28 protein-coding genes are annotated in these 23,234 nt (G+C 60.3%); 8 read left to right on the top strand and 20 right to left on the bottom strand.

The window, feature by feature from the left end; translation table 11 throughout:
* Positions 1–4: 4 nt before the first annotated feature.
* From FHS54_RS07175 to FHS54_RS16660, 3 genes are all read right to left on the bottom strand, one after another.
* Positions 5–814: a tail fiber domain-containing protein gene (locus FHS54_RS07175; protein WP_167303115.1), complete on the bottom strand. Its 810-nt coding sequence runs from the start codon at positions 812–814 to the stop codon at positions 5–7.
* 94 nt (positions 815–908) lie between these two features.
* Positions 909–1,358 (bottom strand): hypothetical protein, encoded by a 450-nt coding sequence (locus FHS54_RS07170; protein ID WP_167303114.1) that lies wholly within the window; start codon positions 1,356–1,358, stop codon positions 909–911.
* Positions 1,355–1,504 (bottom strand): ribbon-helix-helix protein, CopG family, encoded by a 150-nt coding sequence (locus FHS54_RS16660; protein ID WP_167303113.1) that lies wholly within the window; start codon positions 1,502–1,504, stop codon positions 1,355–1,357. Before FHS54_RS16660 ends, FHS54_RS07170 begins: the two co-directional genes overlap by 4 nt.
* Before the next feature lie 173 nt (positions 1,505–1,677).
* Here FHS54_RS16660 and FHS54_RS07160 point away from each other — a divergent pair, with 173 nt between their 5' ends.
* Both FHS54_RS07160 and FHS54_RS07155 read left to right on the top strand, forming a co-directional pair.
* A complete protein-coding gene (locus tag FHS54_RS07160) occupies positions 1,678–1,863 on the top strand; it encodes a hypothetical protein (RefSeq protein ID WP_167303112.1) in 186 nt (61 codons plus the stop codon).
* Positions 1,864–2,018: 155 nt separating this feature from the next.
* Positions 2,019–2,159, top strand: coding sequence for a hypothetical protein (locus FHS54_RS07155; RefSeq protein WP_167303111.1), 141 nt, complete (start codon positions 2,019–2,021; stop codon positions 2,157–2,159).
* A 577-nt stretch (positions 2,160–2,736) separates the two neighbouring features.
* On the opposite strand, the gene FHS54_RS07150 is transcribed toward FHS54_RS07155, so the two are convergent.
* The 4 genes from FHS54_RS07150 to FHS54_RS07135 form a co-directional block, all read right to left on the bottom strand.
* On the bottom strand, positions 2,737–3,282 hold the full coding sequence (locus FHS54_RS07150) for a Panacea domain-containing protein (protein ID WP_167303110.1): 546 nt from the start codon (positions 3,280–3,282) through the stop codon (positions 2,737–2,739).
* 98 nt (positions 3,283–3,380) lie between these two features.
* A complete protein-coding gene (locus FHS54_RS07145; RefSeq protein WP_167303109.1) occupies positions 3,381–3,653 on the bottom strand; it encodes a hypothetical protein in 273 nt (90 codons plus the stop codon).
* A gap of 220 nt (positions 3,654–3,873) precedes the next feature.
* Positions 3,874–4,224, bottom strand: a complete 351-nt coding sequence (locus FHS54_RS07140; protein WP_167303108.1) for a thermonuclease family protein — start codon at positions 4,222–4,224, stop codon at positions 3,874–3,876.
* A 333-nt stretch (positions 4,225–4,557) separates the two neighbouring features.
* Positions 4,558–5,493 (bottom strand): helix-turn-helix domain-containing protein, encoded by a 936-nt coding sequence (locus tag FHS54_RS07135; protein ID WP_167303107.1) that lies wholly within the window; start codon positions 5,491–5,493, stop codon positions 4,558–4,560.
* A 331-nt stretch (positions 5,494–5,824) separates the two neighbouring features.
* Here FHS54_RS07135 and FHS54_RS07130 point away from each other — a divergent pair, with 331 nt between their 5' ends.
* Both FHS54_RS07130 and FHS54_RS07125 read left to right on the top strand, forming a co-directional pair.
* Positions 5,825–6,481: a hypothetical protein gene (locus FHS54_RS07130; protein ID WP_167303106.1), complete on the top strand. Its 657-nt coding sequence runs from the start codon at positions 5,825–5,827 to the stop codon at positions 6,479–6,481.
* The gene (locus FHS54_RS07125; protein ID WP_167303105.1) at positions 6,478–6,813 is read left to right on the top strand and encodes a hypothetical protein; all 336 of its coding nucleotides are present in this window, start codon (positions 6,478–6,480) and stop codon (positions 6,811–6,813) included. Before FHS54_RS07130 ends, FHS54_RS07125 begins: the two co-directional genes overlap by 4 nt.
* 713 nt (positions 6,814–7,526) lie before the next feature.
* On the opposite strand, the gene FHS54_RS16655 is transcribed toward FHS54_RS07125, so the two are convergent.
* Complete coding sequence (locus tag FHS54_RS16655) at positions 7,527–7,763, bottom strand: HGGxSTG domain-containing protein (RefSeq protein ID WP_425057301.1); 237 nt, start codon at positions 7,761–7,763, stop codon at positions 7,527–7,529.
* 22 nt (positions 7,764–7,785) lie between these two features.
* On the opposite strand from FHS54_RS16655, the gene FHS54_RS07120 reads away from it, so the two are divergent.
* Positions 7,786–8,166, top strand: a complete 381-nt coding sequence (locus FHS54_RS07120) for a hypothetical protein (RefSeq protein ID WP_167303104.1) — start codon at positions 7,786–7,788, stop codon at positions 8,164–8,166.
* Between the two features lie 454 nt (positions 8,167–8,620).
* Here FHS54_RS07120 and FHS54_RS07115 read toward each other — a convergent pair whose 3' ends face one another.
* From FHS54_RS07115 to gatC, 11 genes are all read right to left on the bottom strand, one after another.
* Positions 8,621–9,844: an AAA family ATPase gene (locus tag FHS54_RS07115; protein WP_167303103.1), complete on the bottom strand. Its 1,224-nt coding sequence runs from the start codon at positions 9,842–9,844 to the stop codon at positions 8,621–8,623.
* Positions 9,845–10,007: 163 nt separating this feature from the next.
* The gene (locus tag FHS54_RS07110; RefSeq protein ID WP_341785953.1) at positions 10,008–10,916 is read right to left on the bottom strand and encodes a primase/helicase family protein; all 909 of its coding nucleotides are present in this window, start codon (positions 10,914–10,916) and stop codon (positions 10,008–10,010) included.
* Entirely contained in the window at positions 10,913–11,302 is a 390-nt protein-coding gene (locus tag FHS54_RS07105) for a hypothetical protein (protein ID WP_243855684.1), read from the bottom strand. The genes FHS54_RS07110 and FHS54_RS07105 overlap by 4 nt, the downstream gene beginning before the upstream one ends.
* Positions 11,295–11,498, bottom strand: coding sequence for a hypothetical protein (locus FHS54_RS07100; protein WP_167303102.1), 204 nt, complete (start codon positions 11,496–11,498; stop codon positions 11,295–11,297). Before FHS54_RS07100 ends, FHS54_RS07105 begins: the two co-directional genes overlap by 8 nt.
* Entirely contained in the window at positions 11,491–11,703 is a 213-nt protein-coding gene (locus FHS54_RS07095; RefSeq protein ID WP_167303101.1) for a hypothetical protein, read from the bottom strand. Before FHS54_RS07095 ends, FHS54_RS07100 begins: the two co-directional genes overlap by 8 nt.
* Positions 11,703–11,942 carry a helix-turn-helix transcriptional regulator gene (locus tag FHS54_RS07090; RefSeq protein WP_208404815.1) on the bottom strand — a complete coding sequence of 80 codons (240 nt, stop codon included), beginning with the start codon at positions 11,940–11,942 and terminating at the stop codon, positions 11,703–11,705. Before FHS54_RS07090 ends, FHS54_RS07095 begins: the two co-directional genes overlap by 1 nt.
* A 1,184-nt stretch (positions 11,943–13,126) precedes the next feature.
* Positions 13,127–14,392, bottom strand: coding sequence for a tyrosine-type recombinase/integrase (locus FHS54_RS07085; protein ID WP_167303100.1), 1,266 nt, complete (start codon positions 14,390–14,392; stop codon positions 13,127–13,129).
* A 273-nt stretch (positions 14,393–14,665) separates the two neighbouring features.
* Positions 14,666–15,862: a serine hydrolase domain-containing protein gene (locus FHS54_RS07080; protein WP_167303099.1), complete on the bottom strand. Its 1,197-nt coding sequence runs from the start codon at positions 15,860–15,862 to the stop codon at positions 14,666–14,668.
* 249 nt (positions 15,863–16,111) lie between these two features.
* Positions 16,112–17,608 carry an Asp-tRNA(Asn)/Glu-tRNA(Gln) amidotransferase subunit GatB gene (gatB, locus tag FHS54_RS07075; protein WP_167303098.1) on the bottom strand — a complete coding sequence of 499 codons (1,497 nt, stop codon included), beginning with the start codon at positions 17,606–17,608 and terminating at the stop codon, positions 16,112–16,114.
* Positions 17,609–17,729: 121 nt separating this feature from the next.
* Positions 17,730–19,214: an Asp-tRNA(Asn)/Glu-tRNA(Gln) amidotransferase subunit GatA gene (gatA, locus tag FHS54_RS07070; RefSeq protein WP_167303097.1), complete on the bottom strand. Its 1,485-nt coding sequence runs from the start codon at positions 19,212–19,214 to the stop codon at positions 17,730–17,732.
* A gap of 99 nt (positions 19,215–19,313) precedes the next feature.
* Positions 19,314–19,601, bottom strand: coding sequence for an Asp-tRNA(Asn)/Glu-tRNA(Gln) amidotransferase subunit GatC (gatC, locus tag FHS54_RS07065; RefSeq protein ID WP_167303096.1), 288 nt, complete (start codon positions 19,599–19,601; stop codon positions 19,314–19,316).
* Positions 19,602–19,725: 124 nt separating this feature from the next.
* On the opposite strand from gatC, the gene FHS54_RS07060 reads away from it, so the two are divergent.
* Positions 19,726–20,844 (top strand): DUF3089 domain-containing protein, encoded by a 1,119-nt coding sequence (locus FHS54_RS07060; protein ID WP_167303596.1) that lies wholly within the window; start codon positions 19,726–19,728, stop codon positions 20,842–20,844.
* Complete coding sequence (gene ruvX, locus FHS54_RS07055; protein ID WP_167303095.1) at positions 20,841–21,317, top strand: Holliday junction resolvase RuvX; 477 nt, start codon at positions 20,841–20,843, stop codon at positions 21,315–21,317. Before FHS54_RS07060 ends, ruvX begins: the two co-directional genes overlap by 4 nt.
* Positions 21,318–21,411: 94 nt before the next feature.
* On the opposite strand, the gene serB is transcribed toward ruvX, so the two are convergent.
* Positions 21,412–22,290 (bottom strand): phosphoserine phosphatase SerB, encoded by an 879-nt coding sequence (gene serB / locus FHS54_RS07050; RefSeq protein WP_167303094.1) that lies wholly within the window; start codon positions 22,288–22,290, stop codon positions 21,412–21,414.
* Here serB and miaA point away from each other — a divergent pair.
* Positions 22,289–23,233 (top strand): tRNA (adenosine(37)-N6)-dimethylallyltransferase MiaA, encoded by a 945-nt coding sequence (miaA, locus tag FHS54_RS07045; RefSeq protein ID WP_167303093.1) that lies wholly within the window; start codon positions 22,289–22,291, stop codon positions 23,231–23,233. The two genes, serB and miaA, sit on opposite strands and share 2 nt — an antisense overlap.
* The last annotated feature ends 1 nt before the right edge of the window (position 23,234 follow it).

Genomic DNA, 23,234 nt, shown 5'->3' with positions numbered 1-23,234 from the left:
GCCATCAGAGCGCACCGTAATTCACGGTCTGGAAGCCGCCAATATCAGGCCCAAGCGCCCATGGCCGAAGTTTAGCAACTTCCGATGCCATTACGCCGCGCTGGCGACCCTCCGGCATTAACGCTGCGACGTCCGCGCTCGGTGCATCGATATAGTCGTAATCATAAACGCCGAGACCGTCAGGGAACGCTCCCACCTTTTCGATATTCGACTTCAGGCGGTGATCCGACATGACAGGAGCAAGCGCCGCTGCGCTCGATCCAATGCTGCCGATCCCCTGGAGGACCCCGCCAATACCGCCGCTCTGCGTTGACTTCTGCGTGCCACCGCTAAACAGCGCCGACAATGCCGACGACAGGTTATTCGTGCCGGTATAAGGCAGTTCCGCGCCCACGCCTGCCGCCTGAAGCAGCGCCGCCAGCGATTGATTGCTGGCATCGTTTACCGCGCCCGCCGCCTGCCCCTGATAACCGCGTTCGCGATTGTAGGCGTCTGCCATGATCGCGCCATTGCTATCGGCCAATTCACGCGTTTGGGTCCCGACATGCGCGTTCGAGCCGTAGCGTCCAGCCATAGAGAACTGCGAATTAACCTGATCGGTCACATCACGCATATTGCGATCAAGGACGCTCTTGAGGCCGGGATTACTGGATGGATCTAGGAACTTCCCATCCAGCACATCGCCATAATAGTCCTGGCTCTGCCCCACCGTGGGGCTCCACCCCGAGAAGTTGGACGAGAGGCCGGGTACAGTGCCCTGAACCGTGTCGGTCAGTTTGGCGAGGCCGGGCTGGTTCTGGTTGAACACACCCATGACATTCTGCGCAGCGGGCTCCGCGATTTTCTTTGCCCAAGGTTGGGCTGACCCCGAATAGGATTTGTTGGTAGAACCGCCGCTCAAGCCCATCTTATTGCCTTTCCTCATTCTGCTCATCCCGAACGCGCGGGCGGCTGTCCCTGAATGCTTTTGCCTCGCTCGCAACGCGCGGAGGCAGTATCTCGACCAACTGATTGAGAACCTTGGCCGACAGCTCACAGCCTTCATCCGCAAGTTCGTCGGCAATAGCGACAGCCTCGACCATGACTTCAGTCGCCGCCTCCTCGCTCCCATTCTCGGAGATCGTGCGCGCCAAACCACAAAGGCACCCGGCGAGCACCTGCCGGTCCTCTGGGTAACCATGCGCTGCCGCAATCCGCGCCCAAATCAGGACGCCATTATAACCCCAGATGGGATCAACGCCGCCGCTGCCAATCATCTGCAGCCCGATTTGGACAAACGCCCGCTGCGCGGGAAGATCGCCCATCGCTGCCGAACGCAGGTGTTCTGCAGGATTGCCCATCTCGCGTTGCGCGATCATACCGCGTCCCGCACGGCATTACGGACCGCATGGCGCAACAATTCTGAAAGGCTCATCCCCTCACGCTGCGCTTTATGTGTGGCTGCGGCCAACAGGGCCTCGTTCACCCTGAACCGAACCGCAGCGTTGTGTGTATGCGCCCGCATTAACATTCTCCTTGACGGGTATCATAGTACCACTTTGGTGATACATAACCAAGCAATTTCGGCGATTCGCGCTGTGCGGGTCGCGACGTCCGCGCGAACCCTTGCATCGGAATATTGCCAAGTGTTCTCTTTATGTTCCACAATGCAGGAACAACGAATCGCTGGAGGAACCCGTGGCTGAGCACCATCAGGCACCACTGCGCGCGGCTGCGCGCGTGATCTATGAAACCGTCTATCCGTCTGAGGAGTGGACACCTGTTCCATTCGACGAGGCGGAACGACTTCAGACGGTCCATTATCGAAACGCGGTCAGCGCGGCTCGCTACTTTCAGCCGGTCGAGCAAGGAGCCCTGCTGTGAGCCGACGGAAGGGAGAACGACCCGTCCCGCAACAACTGGATCGCTGGGCACCAGATCATCCGGTTGCGCACATGGTTAAGACGGGAACACGTTGGTTCAGCGCATGGCAGATGCAGAAATGTGTCGCCACATCCAGACTGGCGAAGATGACCGGCATGTCTGAGCGCCGTTTGGAAGCGATCAGCCGGGGTGATTATCTTTCCCGCGCCGAACTGGATGCTCTGGCGATCGCCTGGGGCGTCAGCGCTGGCGACCTCATCGCATCTATGCCGTCGCCTCATCTCGTCGTGGAATAATGCGGAGCGAAGAAAAGCCCCGCCTCGCTGAAAGAGAGGCAGGGCCAGTTAGGGTCGCACTACAGGTGAAGCCTGCGCGGGTTACATGCCGCTAACGAAATGATTCGCCTTGGTTAAACCGGACATGACGCAAAAAGCCCCGCCGAAGCGAGGCTGTTGGGCAAAAGAAAACCGCGCCGGGTTAGGGCGGGGCCGGTTGGACGAGCAAGGAAGAATGCTCAGATCGTTCGCAGGTTTGCGATGAACAAGTTGAGCTGTTTCGGTGGGAGGGTGGTAGGGGGCGAAGCTTCCAAAAAAGCTATGATCTTCCACGCGAGGTCTCGCGAAATTGGACCTATATGCTTTGCATCCTCAAGCTCAAACGCTGGAAACGTTGTCGCGCGAGAGCAATCTAAAAAGCAATCATGCGTGAGGTAATGATGATCATCCTCCGACAGGGGTAGTTGTCCCTGTCCATGCCTTGCTGGCTTGGTATTAAACCAAAAGAAAAGATTGTCCGCTGCACAGACGCAAAGCGTAATCTTTTCCTTCCTGGGATTAGCCAGAACAGTTTCTATTACGTAGATATGCCCAACACTCACAAAACGCCGTATGCAGCGAACTCAGCAGCTTCTGCAAGAATTTCTTCCCGATCATCGCCATCGATCAGATCAGCGTAATCCATAGGGCCGTTCTGCGGCGCATCCATCCACGCCTTTTCCTGATGCGTGATGCCAGACAAAGAGGAAAAGGATTTGCCCCGGCAGAAGCTGATAGCCTCTTCTAGGCATTCTATGTCGCTAGGCGACAATATCTCTTGGTCAGCAGGCCGGTGGGCGTCAATCCGGGGATACGGGTCGCGTTGAATGAGGAGAGCGCGCATAATCGCGTCCGGATCGCCAGCGTGATCCAGCTTGCCCTTGATGAAGTCGTAGAGGGTAGAAGGGACTGGCCCGTTCGGCATAGCGATAAATGTGTCGCCGACTATCGGACGGCTGTAACGGTTCAAATGCTTCTTTTCAGCGAAGAAAAGCACCTTGGAGGCATAAAACGCAGTGATGCCGGACCACTTTTGCGCGATATAGGCTAGAGCCTCAACTCCCTTACTCTCGTTGAATTGGAAACGTAGAGCATGAGCCATCATGCGCTCCCTATGTCACCTCAGAGTTGAAAAGTCACTAAGGAAGTGATCCAGCAGCCTGATAGCTCCATTCGATCACACCTGGACCCTACCCCATCCCCCTACAATACACCGTCACCGCTGGGGTGATGCTGGCGAAGCAGAATGTTCGTGCGCCTTAGCCGGATGCACATCTCGTGAAGACGTCCTCCTGCTTCGTGCCCTTGGGCAATAATCAGTGCCGCGCTCACAGCCACCACCCATTTCAAGTCGAAAAAGTACGCAATCGCTAAGGGGATAGCAGCCATGAGGGGAAGCAGGTGAACGTGGTAGGCTTTGCCGATAACCCGCTCATCTTGGGCGGTGCTCTCAGGGCCTAAGGTATGTAGCGTCATCGTTGACCCCCTTGTCCACTCGAAATTCCCCTTCGATCATTCGCATCGGATCGTCACCGCCGCCTTCCAAATATTTCGTTCCCAAGTTTTGCAAAGCCGAAAATAATCGCGACTGCGAGCAGGAAGTGCGCCCCCACGAACGGCCAGCCGTAGCCCTTATCCCCAACTGAAATGGCAACAACAGCGGCTACTGACGGTATCAGTATGTAAGACGGGCGCATCAGGGGCACTCCCTCGCCAGCCTGCCACCAGTGTCCCACTTCGCCACGTAGACCGCCTGCCCGCGCCGCAACTGCTCACAAGCGACGTTACGCCCTCCGACATAGACCTGCGCAAGCGTGCGACCATAGCGATCCTGCCCCACGCGCTGGACGCTGATCTCCCCGCCCATCATAGCCTCAAGGTTGCGCTTGCTTGCCTGTCCATCGCCAGGGACACACACCCTGCCCTGTCGGCAACCGTGCATCTCAGGCGCATCGATCCCCAAGAGCCGAATGCGCTCACCATCGATGCGAATTGTGTCGCCATCTACGACGGTAACGGCAGCGGCAAACAGGATAACGGAGATCATCCCGCGCAAACTATGGAGAAAGTGCCCGAGGTCAACGAAAGAGTGGTCCACCCCTGACCCTTACGCCGCGCCTTGCCACACCCATGCGATGAGTCCTAGAAACATGGCCCCGCTGGTGAACAGCGCCGCAGGCTCCACCAACGTCCAGACACTAGCTGTCTGGTATCCCCTATCGCTGAGCGCTGATAAGCGCCGCCAGACGCGGAGCCATGCGACAGCTGCGAACAACACAGCCAGCCAGCACAGCGGGATGAAAGGGTTGGCAATCAGATCATGAACTTGAGGGTCTGCATCCATTAGATCAACCCTATCGGTTCATGCTGAGAAAACAAGCTATGTAGTCCTGTCAACGCTTGCTTGCCCTGCGTCGGCTTCAGCAACGTCGCCCTCATCTTCAGGAGCCGAGTACCGATGATACGCTTCAGACGGGATGCTGATAAAACGAAGCACATCGAGATTCACGAAGTAGGCTTCATGGTAGTCGTAAGAATCCTCAATCTGTAGAAATGAGGATGTGGGAATTTCTGAAGCAGTCAAGTCAAGGATAAAAAATCCAGCCACTTCCTCGGGAGTTTTGCAAGAAGCATACAAATCTCTACCATCTTTGAACACCAGTTGGGCGTGCGTGGCGCGTTGCGATGCAACGGACATCCCTCCTAGTTCTTCGTAATGCTCTGCTAAGGCTTCGCTCATCCTTCCTTTAACGGAGCCTTCTTCCTCCCGGTCAGTATCATCATCATATGAGAATGTGAGAAGATGTCGGTAGACCTCGGGATGCGCGTGATAGGGCGCTTCGCGCTCATCATCACTGATCAAATCAATTTCACTAAGCAACGACATCCTTGCGAACGCGATCCGATCGTCGAGAGTCCAGAAGTAGAGCCAAGGCTCTGTGCCAGGCCTATTTTCACAATCGTGAAAACTGCGTCGGGCAAGTTGGCTAAGGACTGACTCTCGCACTTTTATGCTAATCGGAAACTCAGCTTGATGGCCATCGGTAAAGGTGAGCCGCAAGGTGCCGTACAGTTCCTCGGGTTCATTGATCGCGAACGGGTAACTCCCCCACCGTTCTACTGGGCATTCCTCCCCGAGAATCGAGGCAACGCTGACGCCGTAGGTTACGGCGATCTCGCGCAGAATGTCTGGCGGAATATCCTCCCACCGACGCTCCCATTTCTTCAGCTGAGTCTCAGACACATTAATGCGAACGGCAAGATCACCGAGCGAAAGGCCGAAGCGCTTACGGAATTTTTCTAAAGGCGTAGCCACGAATTACAGATAACGCGCGCCGCAATGCGAGACAACGCCCTACCAGCTACTCTTGATGCATTCCCTTGGAGATGAGCCTGCGGATCGCCTCCGGTCGGGATGGGTGATCAGGTTGTCTGGCTACCCATCCGTCGAGAGCGGCCAAATCCGGAGGAGCCAGTTTGACCATAACACCGGTCGCGCCAACCGCCGGGCGACCGCGCCGCTTCTTTTTTCCGATATCCGCTATTGCATCACTCATAATTATTGGATATCTAAAAAGCGGGCCATAGGAAAGCGCTAACTCTCCTACAGCCCTAACCGCAACCCCTGTTGAAGAGGGATTGAAGCTATGTCCGAAGTATCAACTTCGCGCCGCAATGTCATGCGCGCTCTCGCCATCGTACCTGCCGTAATCGCCGCCCCTGCCGTCGCCACGGCGATGACAAGCGTCGCTCGCCCGGACGCGACGCCAAGCCGCGCCATCACGGATGCAATTTCCGATTACCACAAGGCAGCAAACCAGGAGAATGCGTGGCACGACAGGGCCTATGCGCCCGCCTGGAAGGCCTGCAAGGCTGAAGTGGCGAAAATCCCGCACCTCACCACAGAGACGCGGCATGAATGCGGCGGCAAGCTCGTCCAGTGGTCGACAGATTGTCAATCCAATCTCGTGGAAGCGCGCCACTGCCGCGAAGTGATCAATGAAGGCCACCGCTTAGCGAAGTCGTATCTAGCGCTGCTAGAGGAGTTTGAGGAAAAGCTGGCGTGGCGGGCCTCACAAGAACGGCGCATCCACCAGCGCCACAGCATGGACGCTCTCGACAGGGAGCAGGACCGGCTAACCGATATCAGCTGCCGCGCCATGCGCACGGTGGAGCACTTCCCCGTCACCACAGTGGCGGATCTCATAGCCAAGGTTGAGTTCATCCAGGAAACCGAAGGGCAGGTTGATAACGACGAGGTGCTGACCGACCTCCGCCGTATTGCTGGAAAGGCGTTGTCATGACCGATCGTCGCTCACTGATCGCTGGCCTTGCCTTGGCACCTATTGTCTTCGCGATGCCGCGTGCTGCTCACGCATCAACGTCAGCTTGGGACATGGCCATGTCCGAGTATCTTGTCGCCCGGAAGGCTTCGGACGCCTCCCCATTTAGCGATGAACTCTGTGACGCGATGGTCGAGGCAGAAAGCAAGCTGCTGGCATTGCCTGGGCCTCACATTCGCGCCGTGGAATGGAAGCTGTCCTGCTTGCAGGACATCGCTGAAGGATGCGTGATCACGCCTGAGGCAATCGGCAGAGTACTTGCCGATGTTCGCCGCCTCGTCGCGAGGGGCTGACCATGCACACCGCTGACATCAACCGGGGGGCTCCGGCCCCCATTGCCCCCTTTCGCCCGTTGGACCCCGCCGGATGGCTGGCCCGCTATGTCGACTTAGGCGGAGGCTACACCGTTAGACCGAATGGCGTTATCCTGCACTGGTCGCTTGGGATCACTGAGGAAGAGCGCCGCGCCCTTGTTCAACACGAGCGCCCGTTGCGCCGTGATTTGATCATGCGGGAGGCTGTTAAAGCCTATCTCGCCTCATACACGACAACTGAGGCGGACCCATGCTGATCCGCCGCCACAACACCGCCGCAGCTTTCCATCCCTCCTGTGGTGCGGCGATCATGGCCGTACCTTTCGACCAATCAGCGCAAGCCAAGGGAGGGAGGGAGCCGCAGGATGGCCGCTATGCCGCTCCGATCCTGTTGGAGATTGAGCGCTACCTTAGGCAGCACCGCATGTCTGCCAGCCGGTTCGGGCGATTGGCCGCATCCGACCCTCGGCTAGTATCCGACCTGCGGAAAGGGCGAGATCCGTCGTCTCGAACGGTTGCGCGCATTCGGTCGTATATTTCTCAGGCATCCGCTCGTAGCGCGTCCTGATCGAGCCCGGCGCGGGGCCTTTGCTGCGCGCCGGGTTTGCTGTGACTCATACTGTTATTTCCTGTAACAACAGCCGCGTCGCTCACGTATTTCCCCGTATTTACGCGATGCCGCGTGCCGCCGATCAGAACCCGCCGATGGTCGCTTTCGTTGCTGCAACGAGCCCGCGCATGATCCGGCGGGTCTCGACCATCGCCGCCGATCGCAGCCCATGCTTATAGCTATTCCGGTTTCCGCGAGGCGCGCCTGGGCTGTTTCCTCCGTGCATGCGGCATCGTCTTTTGCCCTTGATCGCTGGAGACTGGCACTCCGTTCCCTGCCGCGTCTTGGCTAAGCATCGGGGCGCTGAACGCAGGCGCATGACCCGCGAAGGGTGCGTAGGGTTGTCCGAAGGCTTTTCCATTTCCTGCCCCGTGATGATTGAATTGATCCACAACGATGGCCTGGCCCCCTTCATAGACATGGACGTGCCGCACTACCTGCTCACCGCCGCGCCGGATTTTCGCGAGCGCATCGACCTGCATCGCAAACGTCCGCATCATCTTGGTCGCCATGTTCCCATATTCCATCAGAGCAGCACGATCATTGGTGTGGCGGCACAGCGACGCCATCTCAACGGCAAGCTGGTGCGTCGCATACATCTGCACGCCCAAGGCCGCTTCCACCTCGTCGCCCGGTTCCACGCCAGACAGGAACGCCAATCCCGCGTTCACTTCTGCCGACGTCACCCCCGCAACACCACGCGCACCACCGACCTTAGCTAAATCCTTCACCGCATGGTTTACCCATGCGTCGGATGCTGAGCCGGTCGCCGCATGGAGCAAATAGCTCTCGCCCTGCTCGTCATTGTGACGGGCATCGAGAACCAGTGCACCATCCGGCCTGCACTTAGCCTCGAATGACGGACGCGCTGGCATACCATCATATGCGAGACGGGAGGCTGCGATAGCCCGCGCCTTCTTCTCGGTTGGGGCAGGCTTTTCTTTCAACGGCTTTGACCGGCATCGCTTAGCAATAGCTTGCGCCGATTCGATCCCATTTTTCATTTTCTTCGGCATCAGTCAGCCTGCCCCGCACCACCCTGAATTTGCACCACCACGTTTCGGCTGCACTGCTCTGCTACACCACACCACCCCATTATATGGGGGTGGTGGTGGTGCAGTTCAGAGCGCACCACTGCACCACCTTGCACCACCACAATTTTGGAGGTGGTGCACATCACTGCTCACCCCAGCGGCCAACCACGATGAAGGGCCGTTCCTGCCGCGTCTTATCCATGCGGCGTTCTACCTTCAGCGCGCCATTGCTGATCCACTGGCGGAGGATAGACTTGATCCGCCCCTTATCGGCCTTGTTGTCAGCATCGAGCCCCAGCACCTGTGCCACCGCGTGACCAGCCCATTGCGACGACTGTGCGTTCTCGCGCCACTCACCACCTTCGATGACGTTCTTGACCCGCTCCAGATGCTGAGCGGTCACGTCATCGAAGGGATCGGGCAGCGTCCACGGGACCGCAACGGCGATGCTGTCTCCTGGATGATGGTCCATCCCGTTGCCGAGATCGACACCGACCAGCTCATACCAGTCCGCCTTCTCAGCAGGTCCCCGGTTGTGCTTGTCGTCGGCCACGCTGACATAGCGTCCGCGCATCTCCGGCGTGATGCCCAATTCCTGCGCCTGCTCATCCGTCATCCGGTTAAGCACCAGCGTCGAACGCGCCGCATTGATGAGAGCCACCGCGCCGCGCGCGGACATGGCTGTCACATCCGCCGATCCGGCCTTGCTGGTATGATGGACAAGGACGATGACACAGTTTGCCGCCTTCGCCACCCGGCCCCACGCCTTCGCGATCTTGTCGATCTTGCTGTTGGCGTTTTCCTCCACCTCATGGGACGAGACGAACGGATCCACGATCAGCACATCTATGTGCCGCCGCTCGATCTCGGCAGTGAGCGCCTCATAGATCGGCTCCAGCAATTTGAATTGCCCATCAGCCTCAACAGCAGTGCAAAGGCCCACGCCTTCCATGCCGCTGTCGACGAACAGCCGCCCGGCGATGTCCTCCGGTTCCAGACCATGATGGACTGCGGCGGCCTGGATCGAGCGGGAAAGCTCGTCCATGTCGTCCTCAAGGTTCCAGAGCCAGACCCGCTTCGGGCCTTCCCAGACCTTCTTGCCGAGGAAGTCTTGCCCCGACGCCAGTGCGAGCGCAGTGCCCGCCAGCATGGTGGATTTGCCCGCTCCGCCCGGGGCGACGACACAGGCGACTGTGCCACGCAGGAACCAGCGCCCATATACCCACGGACGAGGCGGAATGGTCGCCGGGTCGCGCCAGGCATAGGGGGAAGCCTGCACAAGGCGCACAGGCTTGGCGGAGTGGATTGCCGCAACGATGGCGCTGTCACCTAGCTCGTCGGCAAAATCTCGGGGGGCGACTGTCATGCCGCACCTCCAGTGGGATCGAATGCGGGTCCCATGATCTCGTCAAGCGAGAGGCGCTTGCGCGGAGCGGGCCCGGCGTAGAGTTGGCGCATAACCGCTACCTCGCGCTTCGCGCGGCGATCTTGGGCTGCTCGCCAACACTCGCGGTCAAATATCTTCGCGCTCATGCCGCATCATCCTTTCGCGGCGGGATCGCAAGGCGACCGCCGACAGCAAGGGCGGCAGCGCGTGCGGCCTCCAACCCTACATTCTTCCTGATGGTCGGATGGTCGACCAGATGGGCATCATCGTCCGCGAGGATCACCAGATCAGCCTCAGGATAGGCCAAGGCCATCGCCTGCGCCGTTGCTGAGAGATTGGCAGCGGAAAACGCTACGGCGGCGGCATAGCCCGCTGCCCGGCGCGCAGCGGCACAGGTCGCAAAGCCTTCGCCCACCAGCATGACCGCACCGGGATCACCGATCAGGCAGAACAAGCCTGCCTGTCGTCCACCCGTTGCAAAGCGTTTGGAGCCATCGGGCGCGATGGCCTGCAAGTTCCAGATCACGCCGCCAGCATCAAGCATGGGCACGAGCAGGCGATTGCCGTCCTGCCTCAGTCCTTCGCCCGACACACGCTTGCGGACGAGGTAGGGATGCTGCGGGTCCGCTGACCGGCACCGCTCCCAACGAGCGCGGCACCGTGCCGCCGCTTCCTGCTGCTCATGCAGACGCATCGCTTCGCGCCGCTCCTTCTCTGCCCTGTAGCGTTCCGTCACTTCCCGCCGCTCCGCTGGGGATAGGCGCATGATGGCACCGGAACGCCATGTCTCGGACACCTGAAGCCGATAGTTGCCAAATGCACCGGCTGGGCGCTCGTCCAAATGGAGCACGGCCCAGCCGTTGCGCTTTCCCGACCCGTCGCCCTCGCAGGCGAAGCGGATCAGGTCAGAGCCGAGGCGATCGGCAATCGGCTCAGTGGGACGGACCCCGGCAGCTTCCATTGCCGCGATGAAGGCGGCGAACGCATCTTGTGTCATGGTGCCATCACTGTGCCGATCACGGCGGCTGTAGGAAAATGCCTCCACCTTCACGCGTCACCCCCTTCCATGAGGGGCGCATATTCGCGAGCGACCCACACGACAGCGCGCTTACGGCTGGAAGAATTGATGCGGCGCTTCCCGCTGTCAACGATCAGCCCCTTCGCCTTCAGTTCGGAAAAGCGTGGCTGAACGGAAACCCGGCCAATCTCGCGATTATCCGACAGCTCTTCAGGTGTGAGGCCGTATGCGCCCCGAGCATTGACCGCCTCCAGAACCAAGCGCTGGAGGTTGCCCAACTTCGGAGCGATTGCCTCGGCAGCTTCACGTCCTGTCTCAGCGGAGCCCTTGAAGCCCGCCGAATGGGGATAGACGAAGCCGGGCGCAGAATAGCCGCCGTCACGGCTGGCACGAAATTCACGGTCGAACAGATCAGTCATTTCCGTCTCCTGCAACAGGAGGAAGCCCAGCACGGTCCAGCAGAGTGGCAAGCCAGTTGGCCTGCGCGTCCGTCATGGGCGTGGGATCGACAACGAGTTGCCCGAGGAAAGAACCTGCTTTCCTCGTGAAGCGTCCGCCGCTGTTGAGCAGAGCGAGCGCCGCGCCGCTATGATCGACAAAGGGGGCGTCACTCATCGCCTGTCTCCCCGTAGATCAGGGCAGCCGCCACACGCGCGAGCACGGGTGAAACATGGTGATGATCAATCAGGAATTGCGTGCGCCAGTCAGTCCCGCTATCCTTGTGTTCGCTGCTGTTACTGAAGTTCTGGAGAAGCTGCCCCGCCACAGGGCAGCTTTTCTTTTTGGGCTTTTTCGCCGCCCCGGCGGTCACCACCGGCATCAGGCAGCCACCTCCGAAGTGCTGCCGTAGCGATTGGCGGCCTTCCATGTGTCAATGTCGGCAGGGTCATACAGCACCTTGCCGCGCCGACCGATGCTGGTCTTTATGAATTTGGGGCCGAGCCCCTTCGTCCGCCAGTTCTCCAGTGTCCCGGGCGACACCCCGATCAGCGGAGCGGCTGCGGCAGTATTCAGCAATTCGCTCATATTTTCACCACCGCCCGGCGATGCGCTTTGCATGGCCTCCTGTGGGCGTGAGTGAAGAATGGCAGCCGCTAATTTCGCACGCTAAATCTGCATATTACGCAACAAGGGATGTTGGCGGAGTTTCTTGCGGAATTTAGTCCACTCTTGGTTTCCCCACCGGCCTAATGCCGCCCCGAAACTTCCTGCGAAGTTCCCTAGCCCGATCCCGCGCTCTCGGTACCCCGAGTTCCGAAAGCCAACGTGTGTCTTCAGACTCAGTGCGCCATTCGTCCTTTTGCTGAGACCTTTCCGCCCGCTCTTTGAACAGAGCCTCAATCACGCCCCGCGTCAGGGGCACTCCCCGCCTCGCCGGAATTCCAGCGCTATTCTGAATTTCTGCAACCGTTGATTGCCCAACTTCTGACCGCTTCGAAACCTCGCCCTCATTTGCGAGTGGCGCGTCAGCTCCTGGCGACACGGTGGGCCCATTCGGCCCTCGGCCCGCCCGCACGTTATCCATGATCACCAGCGCCTGCTCCAAGCTCTGCTCAGGAACGAACAGCGGGAAGGGTGCAGTGTCCGTATATGTTCCGGCACCGAAGGCATTCAACATGTCGATGGAACAGGTCCGGATCCGACCCTCGGCCACATGCCTTTCACAATACCACGCGTGGGGGCCAACCAGATGGAAGCGCCCATGAGCAATTTCCTTGATGGCTGTCTGAACAACTCCCTCCGCAAACAGGTCATGCAGGAGCGATACCGCTTTATCTCGCTGATCCATGAAAGCGTCTGCATGTACAAAGCGGGCCTTCGCCGCCTGGTGAGCGAGGGTCCACGCGTCGCGACTAACAGGAAGGTATTCCCATCCCGCGCCCAGAATCGCCCGCACATCCGAAGAGCGAGCGGCATACGTCTCCTCGCAGACAATGTTCCCGTTTGCGTCGAATACCTGATCTGCCGACGGCGGGATCGGTTCTGCCCAGTCATAATGGAATGGCCTCAGCCAGTGCCTACCCCAAGCTCTCGCACACAACTGCTCTGCTGCTTCAGCAAGGTAAACGTAGGCCGACGGCCCGAAGGGCCAAGCCTGTGGGTTGCGCCAAATTCTCCAGTCGTCACGTTGCCAATTGGCACTTTTCATCTCGCCTCCGCTGGCGATCCCGCATGAAAATTGACGGCGCGGCGGGCTGGTGCGGAGCCAGCTCTTCGGCGGCCAAACCTAGCCGCGCCATCTGTCACGCTCGCATTGCGTCGAGCGAAACCACGTTCGTTTTATCAGGTGGGTTCAGCAGCTTTCCAATATGCTCTGCCCACGCATCAAGCGCCGACCGCTTCTCCGGTCCCCAATCATGCCGCTGATACACACCCGCCACGCCAGATTTAGCGCCACTAACATGGTTGAGGATCGCCTCTGTGACCTCGAACCGGACTCCAAGGCGTTGCATCCCGGTAGCGAGCGTCCGCCGCAGATCGTGAAGCCGCCAAGGCGCGACAGTGATCGGCTCTTCTTCCTTGGCTCCCAGCTTTGCCGCTTCCTTATCGACGCGCGCCTTCGCCCGAGAAAAGCCGCTGACAGCCGTTTCGCCCGTTGTGGTGAATACCAGCCCAGAACGAGGCCATTTGCCCTTCTTACCTTTCGACAGGGCGTCCATTTCAGCGATAGCTAAATCAGAAAGCGGCACCTGCGACGCCTCGCCGTTCTTGGCGCGGTCGGCAGGTAGCGACCACATGGCGGACGAGCGATGCAGTTCCGACCAATCCAGCCCGGCGACCTCTTCCACGCGCTGTCCGGTGATGATGAGCAGCCGGAACAGAGGAGCGAAGGGATATTCCATCTTCCCCGTCCCCTGCCAGACCAACCGCAATTCGTCATCCGACAAGAAGCGGTCGCGCTTCTGCGGCAAGGCTGGTGCCTCGACCCCATCGAGCGGCGAAGAGTGAAGGTCGCCTTCGCTCACCGCCCAGCGGAACAGGCGGCGCAGTACGGCGAACAGGTTGCGACAGGTGGCCACTTTCCGGCGCGCAGGTGCAAGAACTGCACGGATGTCGGCACGGGTGATGTCGGGCAGTGGCTTTGAGCCCAGCACCGGCTTGGCATAGAGGCGCAGCAGGCTTTCGCCATCTTTGTGCGACCGCTTCCACCGGACCTTCAGGCACTCTCCAACGAACCGATCAGCATAATCGGAAAACGCCAGGTCAATTGCTTTGCGTTGCCGCTCCTGCTTCTCCGCCTGAGGATCGATACCCTGACGCACAAGGATGTGAATGCGATCAGCCTCGCGCCGCGCCTTGTCAGGCGTGAGCGCCCCATGCTTGCCGATGGTAAAGCGCCGGGTCTTCGCCCCCCTGCCCCCGATACGATACTGGAATAGATAGATTTTCGCCCCGGCAGGAGTCACCTTCATGCCGAAGCCCTTGATCTTGTCGTCCCATAGCATCTTGTCGGTTGCGCCCGGCTGGGCCGCATCCACCGATGACTTGTTGATTGTGCCCGTTGCCATGTGCTTACTAGGTCCTGTGTCAGTAAGCACGATAACATTGACCTGCGTGAACATCAATGGAACAGCGTGGGCGAAGTGTTGCGAGTCGCGCGGCTTAGAAGGCCAAAAGTCCGCAGAACACCTGAGCCCTACCAGCTAACTTTTAATCAGTAGGTCGCTGGTTCGAACCCAGCAGGGCTCACCATATAGAACAGGCACATGCAAGTCGCGGCGGAGCCCGGCGCCTTGCACGAGTAGCGCATAGGTCCGCGCCAATTTCCTATCGCAGCATGATCAGACGTACGATTTGATCGACGCCTTTATCCCGTCGCGGAATTCGCGGCGGATGGGGTATGTGTTGGATGGAAAATGCTGCGTCATCAATATGCCGATCGTTCGTTCGGCGGGATGGATGACGAAGAAGGTGGAGAACACGCCGCCCCAAAAAAACTCACCGGTTGCCAGATCGGTGGCGAATCCCAGGCCAAAGCCCACGCCCGCATAATCCGCCTCACTGAACATGGATGAAGACAGGCTGGCGAGGTCAGCACCGCCGGGCAATTGATTGGCATGCATGATCGACAGCGTGTCTGGCCGCAACAGCCGGACGCCATCCAACTCGCCGCCGCGCAGGAGCATAAGCGCGAAACGGTGATAGTCATCCGCGCTCGAAATCAGGCCGCCGCCGCCCGATCGAAAGCGCGACGCCCGCCGCCAGCTGCTCCGTTCCCCCCGGTCGTATAAAGAAAGCCGCTCGTCCGGTCCCAACTGCCATGCATCGGTCATGCGGCCGACCCTGTCATCGGGCAGGTCGAAGAATGTGTCGTTCATGTCGAGGGGCTGAAATATCCGTTCAGCGAAGAAATCTGCCAGATCCATTCCGCTCACCCGTTCGACAACGACGCCCAGCACATCAGTCGAGATGGAATAATTCCAACGGTCGCCGGGAGCAAATTCCAACGGCAGGCTCGCCACGGTCTGGATGAAATCGTCAGAGCTTCGTTTCTGGTGAAACTCATCAAGGCCCAAGTCGCGGTAGCGCGCATCAATCAGCGTTCTCTGCTGCAATCCGTAAGTCAGGCCGGACGTGTGCCGCAGCAGATCGATCATCCGCATGGGCCGTTGAAGCGTTTGTCCGTTCAGGCCGACACGCAGACCGGCAAATTCCGGCAGCACCGCCGTGACCGGATCGTCCAGCGCCACCAGCCCTTGTTCTGCCAGCATCATGAAAGCGATGGACGTAACCGGCTTGGTCATGGAGGCTATGCGGAAAAGGGCATCATTCCGCAATGGTTCGCCGGTAGCGCGGGCTGCGCCGCTGCTATGGCTTAGCAACAGCTTTTCATCGCGCGATACCAGCAGGCGCAGGTGCGGCAGTTTGCCGGTGGCGACATAGGCACGGTCCAGCCCGTCCGCCAAGGCGCGTAGCTGCCCGGCGTCAACGCCCATTGCTTCCGCAGCCGCTTCGTCTACGTGCATTGTCGCCTGCATCCTGCGTCTGGCCGTTAAGTCTCTAGCTAGAACAACCAAATGGGGCCGATGTCCATATGGCAGCGTTTCATTGCGGCTGGATAGCAAAGTCGAAGATTCGCCAGCCTGCGACAGGCCAGGCCGAACGCCGCCTGGCAATGCACAAGCGCCCAGAAACGGGAGCGGCCCCATGCCTTCATATTCACCCCCCGTTGCCGCCGGAAGCCCCGGCTTCCAGCTTTTCAGGGATTTAGACGGCCATTGCGGGTTTCAGGCAAGCGCCTTGCGGACGAGGTCATTGACGACCTGCGGGTTGGCCTTCCCCTGCATCGCCTTCATCGTCTGACCGACGAAGAAGCCGAACAGCGCTTCCTTACCCGACTTATATTGTTCCACCTTGTCGCCATTGTCGGCCAGCACCTTGGCAACCGCTGCCTCGATGGCGCCGGTGTCCGAAGTCTGCTTCAGGCCCTTTTCGTCAACGATCTTGGGTGCGCGGTCGCCGGTTTCGAGCATGATCTCGAACACCTGCTTGGCGATGGTGCCGCTGATCGTGCCATCGGCAACAAGGGCCAGCAGCTCCGCGCCTTCCTCAGGACCCACCGGGCTATCCTCAAGGCTCTTGCCCAGGCGGTTGAGCGCACCATAAAGCTCCGAAAGCAGCCAGTTGGCGGACGCCTTGGCCACCTCCCCTTCGCTCTTCTTCTGAATACGCGCGGCTTCTGCCAGCAGCGCTTCGAACCAGCGAGCCGTATCCGCGTCAGCGGTCAGCGTGGCGGCATTATAAGCGGAAAGGCCCAGTTGCTCCTCATAACGGTGACGCTTGACGTCGGGCAATTCCGGCAGCGACTGGCGGCATTCCTCAAGAAAAGCGTCGTCCAGTTCCAGCGGCAACAGGTCCGGGTCGGGGAAATAGCGGTAATCATGCGCGTCTTCCTTGGACCGCATCGACCGCGTTTCATTCTTGTCCGGGTCATAGAGGCGCGTTTCCTGAACGATCTTGCCGCCAGCCTCCAGCACGTCGACCTGACGGCTCGCTTCATATTCAACCACGGCCATCACGAAGCGGACCGAGTTGACGTTCTTCGTTTCAGTTCGGGTGCCGAACTCATGGCCCGGTTTGCGCACGGAAACATTAACGTCGGCGCGCATCGACCCCTGATCCATATTGCCGTCGCACGATCCGACATAGCGCAGGATCGTCCGCAGCTTCGACAGATAAGCCCCTGCTTCGGCAGGAGAACGCATATCCGGCTTGGACACGATTTCCATCAGCGCCACCCCGGAACGGTTAAGATCAACATAGGATCGCGTCGGATGCTGGTCATGCATCAGCTTGCCCGCATCCTGTTCGACATGGATGCGTTCGACGCCAATGCGCTTGGTTTCCGCGTCGGGGTTCTTCTCGTCGAGGTTGATTTCGATCTCCCCCTCTCCCACCAGCGGGTGGTAGAGCTGGCTGATCTGATAGCCCTGCGGCAGATCGGCGTAGAAGTAATTCTTGCGATCGAAGCGCGACCATTTGTTGACGTTGGCATTGATCGCCATGCCGGTGCGCACCGCCTGACGAATGCACTCCCGGTTCGGTACGGGTAGCATGCCGGGCATGGCCGCATCGACCAGCGAAACCTGCGTATTCGGCTCTGCACCAAAAGCGGTGGCAGCGCCGGAAAAGAGCTTCGCCTGGCTGGTCACCTGCGCATGGACTTCCAGGCCGATCACGACCTCCCACTCGCCGGTTGCGCCCTGAATGCGATATTCACTCATAAATTTACTTCCGTTCGGGCTGAGCTTGTCGAAGCCCAGTCCTTCTTTGAAGAGAAAAACGGCCCTTTGACATTTGAGCGAGACAAGTGGCTCGCGTCAAACAGGGCGAACGGATAACGGCTTACCACCACTTGCCCGGCCGCGCCGTGAAGCCCGCACGCTCTTCGATCGCCAGGCCCGCATTGAGCACAGTCTGCTCGTCCAGTGCCCTGCCGATAATCTGCAAGCCCAACGGTAACCCCTGCCCGTCCAGCCCGCCCGGCACCGCCATGGCGGGCAACCCGGCCAGCGAGGCAGGCACGGTGAAGACGTCATTCAGATACATGGCCAGCGGGTCGGCCTGCTTCTCCCCCAGCGCGAAGGACGCGCTCGGCGCGGTCGGCGTCAGCAGCAGGTCACACTTCTCAAAAGCCTGCTCGAAATCGCGCGCGATCAGCGCCCGGACCTTCTGCGCCTGCGTATAATAGGCGTCGTAAAAGCCTGCCGACAGCACATAGGTGCCGATCATGATGCGGCGCTTGACCTCTGGCCCAAAGCCCAGGGCGCGGGTCGCGGCATACATGTCCTGCAAGCCCGCCCCATCGGGCAGGTCGCGCTGACCATAACGCACGCCATCATAGCGGGCGAGGTTCGAAGAAGCCTCAGCCGGGGCGATGATATAATAGGTCGGCAGCGCATATCTGGTGTGGGGCAGCGAAACCTCCACCACTTCCGCGCCCGCATCTTTCAGCCAGTCTATCCCGCGATCCCACATCGCGGAGATTTCCGCGTTCAGGCCGTCAGGGCGATATTCCTTGGGAATCCCGACCGTCTTGCCTTTGAGATTGCTCGACAAACCGGCTTCCCACTGCGGCACCGCCAGATCGAGCGAGGTCGAATCCTTGGGGTCAAATCCCGCCATCGTCTCCAGCAGGATCGCATTGTCGCGCACCGTCCGCGCCATCGGCCCGGCCTGATCCAGCGATGACGCGAACGCCACGATACCCCAGCGCGAGCATCGGCCATAGGTAGGCTTGATCCCCGAAATGCCGGTAAAGGCCGCAGGCTGGCGGATCGAACCGCCCGTATCGGTGCCGGTCGCCGCCGGGCACAGCCGTGCGGCGATAGCTGAAGACGAACCGCCTGAAGAACCGCCCGGCGCGAGCGCAGCAGTATCACCATCACCCCGCCGCCAGGGCGAGATCACATTGCCAAAATAGCTGGTTTCGTTTGATGATCCCATGGCGAACTGGTCAAGGTTCAGCTTCCCAAGCATCCCCGCGCCCGCATCCCACAGCTTTTTCGACACCGTGGATTCATAGGTCGGCGTGAAGCCTTCCAGCATGTGACTGGCCGCCGTCGTCTGCACGCCTTCGGTGCAGAACAGGTCCTTCATGCCGATCGGCACGCCCGAAAGCGGCTTTAACGGTTCACCCGCGGCCTTAGCCTTGTCGGCGGCGTCTGCGGCTTCCAGCGCCTTTTCCGGCGTTTCGACGATAAAGGCGTTCAGCGCCTTGGCACCGGCGACATTGGCATTGAACGCCTCCGCCACTTCGCGCGCGGAAAAGTCGCCTGCACGAAAGCCGTCGCGAATGTCGGCTACGGTAAGGTCGGTAAGATCGGTCAAACTCTTTTTCCCGTTCGGGCTGAGCTTGTCGAAGCCCAGTCCTTTCTTGAAGAGAAGTAGAGCCCTTCGACAAGCTCAGGGCGAACGGAATAACAAATGTTATTCAATGACTTTAGGCACCGCAAAGAACCCATGTTCCGCCTGGGGCGCATTGGCCAGCACCCGGTCGCGGACGTTACCGTCCGTCACCGCATCTTCACGCAGGCGCTGATGATTAGGAATGACGGCCGTCATCGGCTCCACGCCGGTCACGTCCACCTCGCCCAGTTGCTCCACCCAGCCAAGGATGTTGTTGAGTTCCGGCACCATGGCTTCCGCTTCGGCGTCGGTCACCGAAATGCGCGAGAGGCTGGCGATCTTTTTCACGGTCTGAAGGTCTATCGACATGGGCCGCCGCTACCACCCGCTTACGCCCGCTTCAAGTCCGCACTTGCGCGTCACAACCACCTGCGCCAGACAGCGCCGCGAGAAGCAGGCTATGAGGCGCTGCCAACTGATGGAGAGCAAAGCCTTGGCCCGCAAGTTTCTGTACGTCGTCGCCAGCCTGATCGTGCTGGTCCTGGCGGCGTTGCTGGCATATCGCATCTGGGGCATGCAGCTGATCCGCGCGGTCATGGTTCCGCGTGAAGCATTCGCCCCGCTCGCCCCGCTACCCGCCAACGCTTATGACGACCGCGCAATGTGGATCGCCCGCCCCGACATAGCCAAAGACAATCCGGCGCTCTGGCGGCCCGAAGGGTTGAAGGACGCTCCCGTCGCGCAGAAGGCGGCGGTCTTCTTCATCCACCCCACATCCTACATCACCACGTTCAGCGGCGCGCACTGGAACATGCGCCTGAGCGACAAGGGTTCGCTCGCGACCGCCCGGCACTTTGTTCAAGACCAGGCGAGCGCCTTCAACGCGGTCGGCGACATTTGGGTGCCGCGTTACCGCCAAGCCAATTTCGGCGCATTCCTGACTAGCGAACCGGCTGGAGATCAGGCGCTGGCCGCCGCATATGGCGATGTGGTGCAGGCCTTTGCCGCCTTCATCAAGGCCAATCCCACCGGCCCGCTGATCCTCGCCGGGCATAGCCAGGGGTCGCGTCATTTGCTCCAGTTGTTGCGGGAGCAGGTGGCAGGCAAGCCGGTCGCAGACCGGGTCGCCGCCGTCTACGCGGTCGGATGGCCCGTTTCGGTCGAGGCAGACCTTCCCGTACTGGGCCTGCCCGCCTGCGCACGTCGCAATCAGGCGCATTGCCTGGTCAGCTGGCAAAGCTATGCCGAACCTGCCGAACCGTCGCCCATGATCGAAAGCTTTGAGCGCAAGACGGGCTACGCGGGCAGCACCCGCAAGGGCACGCATATGCTGTGCACCAACCCGATCACCGGCACTTTGAACGGGGCCGCTCCGGCGCGTGCGAGCCGCGGAACTCTGGACAGCCGTGACGAAGCGGGACCGCCGCGCCTGATCAAAGGGATAGTGCCTGCCCGGTGCGACGCCCGCGGCATTTTGATGATCGGGGACCCAATCGACATGGGGCCGTTCACCTTGCCCGGCAACAACTATCACGTCTATGACTACAGCCTCTTTTGGGGCGACGTGCGGGAAGACGCGCGACAGCGGTTGGCGGCATTTCTGAGATCATGACTTTATCCCTGATTACGCATCATCGCGCCGATTTTCGCGAGGCTTTGCCGCAGGGTGGGCGGCTGCTGGGCATGGACGTGGGGACGAAGACGATCGGCCTGGCCCTCTGCGATGCTGGCTGGTCCATCGCCAGCCCGGCCCATACAGTCGCTCGCGGCAAGTTCAGCAAGGACAAGATCGCGCTGACCGCCTTTATCGAACAGCAGCAGGTGAAGGGCATTGTCATCGGCCTGCCGTTGAACCTCGACGGTGGCGAAAGTCCGCGCAGCCAGGCGAGCCGCGCCTTTGCGCGCAACATCGCCGACCTTGGCCGACCGATCCTGTTGTGGGACGAACGCTGGTCGACGCAGGCCGTCACCCGCACATTGCTGGAAGCGGACGCCAGCCGCGCCCGGCGCAGCGAACTGGTCGACAAACTTGCCGCTAGCTATATCCTGCAAGGCGCGATCGATGGGCTGATGGCGGGCTTTTGAGTTTCGCTGCGCCTCAGCACGAACCTGTCGCAATGACGGAGCAAGTGCTCAACGTGCAATCAGCCGTAATGGCTCAGGTCCGACCGCTCCTTGTTCAATCATGAACCCAGTGCGTGGAGGCTATGCCCTGGGCGTAGAGCAGCACGGAAAGGTCGCCATGGACAATCTCGGCAGCTGCGGCCTCCCTCGTCTTGGGCTTGGCATGATAGGCAACGCCCAGGCCTGCCGCCTGGATCATCGGAATGTCATTCGCGCCATCGCCGACCGCCAGCGTGAGGGTGCGGTCGATACCGCCCTCGATGGCTTTCTCCAGTTCGGCGCGCTTGCGCGCAGCGTCCACGATGGGCAGGGCCACCGTGCCGGTCAATGCGCCATCAGCTATGTCCAGCACATTGGCAACAGCGCTGTCGAAGCCGATCTCTTCGGCTACCGGCCCCGTGAAACGAGTGAAACCTCCCGAAACCAGCAACGCCCGCGCGCCGCGCGCCTTCATCGTGCGGACCAGAACTTTAGCACCGGGCATGATCTTCACGCGCTCCACCCGGCAACGGTCGATCGCGGCATCGTCAAGCCCCTTGAGCAGCGCGACCCGTTCATGCAGCGCACCGGCAAAATCCAGTTCGCCACGCATCGCCCGTTCCGTAATGTCCGCAATCTGCGGCTTTATCCCGGCATAGTCCGCCAACTCATCGATGCACTCCACGGTGATCATGGTGGAATCCATGTCGGCGATCAGCAGCTTCTTTTCACGATTAGCCACGGGCTGGACGATCGCATCGATCCCCTGCCCCAGCCCGGAAAGCGCAGCGCGCGCCGCTGTCGGCCCCGCCCCGCAGAAAATGTCGGCTGCCTTGCCTTCGTCCAGCCAGACGCTATCGCCCGGTGCGCAGCCCACTTGCGTCAGCCGACGAACCGCCTCCGCAATATCTTCCTGACTCAAGGCCGCACTTGCCACTAAGGTCGCGACGAACATGGAAACTCCCGAAACACAAATGCGCGAATCCCGCCCGCGCGTGGCGCTTATTGCCGGACCCACCGCCAGCGGCAAGAGCGCGCTCGCCATCGCGCTCGCCCGGAAAGCGAATGGGATCGTCATCAACGCCGACGCCAGCCAAGTCTATGCCGACCTTCAAATCCTGTCCGCTCGGCCCAACGCGCAGGAAATGGGTGACATTCCTCATCGCCTCTTCGGCCATATAGATGGCGCGCAGGCCTGCACCGCCGCCCGCTGGGCCGCCGAGGCGCGCGCCGAAATCCGCCAAGCCCATGACGAAGGGCGGCTTCCGATCCTGGTGGGCGGCACCGGTCTATATATTCGCACCCTGCTTGATGGAATTGCGCCGGTGCCGGACATTGACCCCGCCATCCGCGCGGAAGTGCGCGCGTTGCCCGTGGCTGAGGCGCACATTGCGCTGACCCGCGAAGATCCGCAGGCCGCCGCACGCTTGGCCGCCGCCGACACCAACCGGGTCGCCCGCGCGCTGGAGGTCGTGCGATCCACCGGTCGGACGCTCACCGACTGGCAATTGCACAAGAGCGGCGGGATCGCGGACCAGGTCAGGCTTACCCCCTTGATCCTGCTGCCCCCGCGCGACTGGCTGATCGACCGATGTGACCGCCGCTTCGAACAGATGGTGACCGGCGGCGGCGTCCAGGAAGTGGAAGCCCTCATAGCCCGTAATCTTTCCCCCGACCTTCCTGTCATGCGAGCTATCGGCGTGCCAGAGATTGCGGGCTGGCTGCGGGGAGAGATGGACCGGGCAACCATGCTGGATCGCGGCCGCATCGCCACCCGCCAATATGCCAAACGCCAATATACCTGGTTTTCCCGACAGCCCCCCACGGACTGGCAGCGTGAAATTGGGCAAATTGATGATAAAATCGTCGACCATATGGTAATTAAATTACGCTGTTAGG

Source organism: Sphingobium vermicomposti (assembly GCF_011762025.1).
Taxonomy (GTDB): Bacteria; Pseudomonadota; Alphaproteobacteria; order Sphingomonadales; family Sphingomonadaceae; genus Sphingobium; species Sphingobium vermicomposti.
Note: the sequence above shows the minus strand (reverse complement) of the source record. Positions and strands in the feature narration are given on the sequence as shown.

Excerpts from the sequence above, each read along its gene's own strand:
- FHS54_RS07145 (WP_167303109.1), bottom strand. The coding sequence starts at position 3,653 with ATGACGCTACATACCTTAGGCCCTGAGAGCACCGCCCAAGATGAGCGG.
- FHS54_RS07115 (WP_167303103.1), bottom strand. The coding sequence starts at position 9,844 with ATGACAGTCGCCCCCCGAGATTTTGCCGACGAGCTAGGTGACAGCGCC.
- ruvX (WP_167303095.1), top strand. The coding sequence starts at position 20,841 with ATGACTTTATCCCTGATTACGCATCATCGCGCCGATTTTCGCGAGGCT.
- gatB (WP_167303098.1), bottom strand. The coding sequence starts at position 17,608 with ATGAGTGAATATCGCATTCAGGGCGCAACCGGCGAGTGGGAGGTCGTG.
- FHS54_RS07125 (WP_167303105.1), top strand. The coding sequence starts at position 6,478 with ATGACCGATCGTCGCTCACTGATCGCTGGCCTTGCCTTGGCACCTATT.
- FHS54_RS07105 (WP_243855684.1), bottom strand. The coding sequence starts at position 11,302 with ATGACTGATCTGTTCGACCGTGAATTTCGTGCCAGCCGTGACGGCGGC.
- FHS54_RS07150 (WP_167303110.1), bottom strand. The coding sequence starts at position 3,282 with ATGATGGCTCATGCTCTACGTTTCCAATTCAACGAGAGTAAGGGAGTT.
- FHS54_RS07140 (WP_167303108.1), bottom strand. The coding sequence starts at position 4,224 with ATGATCTCCGTTATCCTGTTTGCCGCTGCCGTTACCGTCGTAGATGGC.
- FHS54_RS16660 (WP_167303113.1), bottom strand. The coding sequence starts at position 1,504 with ATGCGGGCGCATACACACAACGCTGCGGTTCGGTTCAGGGTGAACGAG.
- miaA (WP_167303093.1), top strand. The coding sequence starts at position 22,289 with ATGGAAACTCCCGAAACACAAATGCGCGAATCCCGCCCGCGCGTGGCG.
- FHS54_RS07130 (WP_167303106.1), top strand. The coding sequence starts at position 5,825 with ATGTCCGAAGTATCAACTTCGCGCCGCAATGTCATGCGCGCTCTCGCC.
- FHS54_RS07100 (WP_167303102.1), bottom strand. The coding sequence starts at position 11,498 with ATGAGTGACGCCCCCTTTGTCGATCATAGCGGCGCGGCGCTCGCTCTG.
- FHS54_RS07085 (WP_167303100.1), bottom strand. The coding sequence starts at position 14,392 with ATGGCAACGGGCACAATCAACAAGTCATCGGTGGATGCGGCCCAGCCG.
- FHS54_RS16655 (WP_425057301.1), bottom strand. The coding sequence starts at position 7,763 with ATGCGCCTGCGTTCAGCGCCCCGATGCTTAGCCAAGACGCGGCAGGGA.
- FHS54_RS07080 (WP_167303099.1), bottom strand. The coding sequence starts at position 15,862 with ATGCAGGCGACAATGCACGTAGACGAAGCGGCTGCGGAAGCAATGGGC.
- FHS54_RS07095 (WP_167303101.1), bottom strand. The coding sequence starts at position 11,703 with ATGCCGGTGGTGACCGCCGGGGCGGCGAAAAAGCCCAAAAAGAAAAGC.
- FHS54_RS07090 (WP_208404815.1), bottom strand. The coding sequence starts at position 11,942 with ATGCAAAGCGCATCGCCGGGCGGTGGTGAAAATATGAGCGAATTGCTG.
- serB (WP_167303094.1), bottom strand. The coding sequence starts at position 22,290 with ATGTTCGTCGCGACCTTAGTGGCAAGTGCGGCCTTGAGTCAGGAAGAT.
- FHS54_RS07175 (WP_167303115.1), bottom strand. The coding sequence starts at position 814 with ATGGGTGTGTTCAACCAGAACCAGCCCGGCCTCGCCAAACTGACCGAC.
- FHS54_RS07155 (WP_167303111.1), top strand. The coding sequence starts at position 2,019 with ATGTCTGAGCGCCGTTTGGAAGCGATCAGCCGGGGTGATTATCTTTCC.
- FHS54_RS07170 (WP_167303114.1), bottom strand. The coding sequence starts at position 1,358 with ATGATCGCGCAACGCGAGATGGGCAATCCTGCAGAACACCTGCGTTCG.
- gatC (WP_167303096.1), bottom strand. The coding sequence starts at position 19,601 with ATGTCGATAGACCTTCAGACCGTGAAAAAGATCGCCAGCCTCTCGCGC.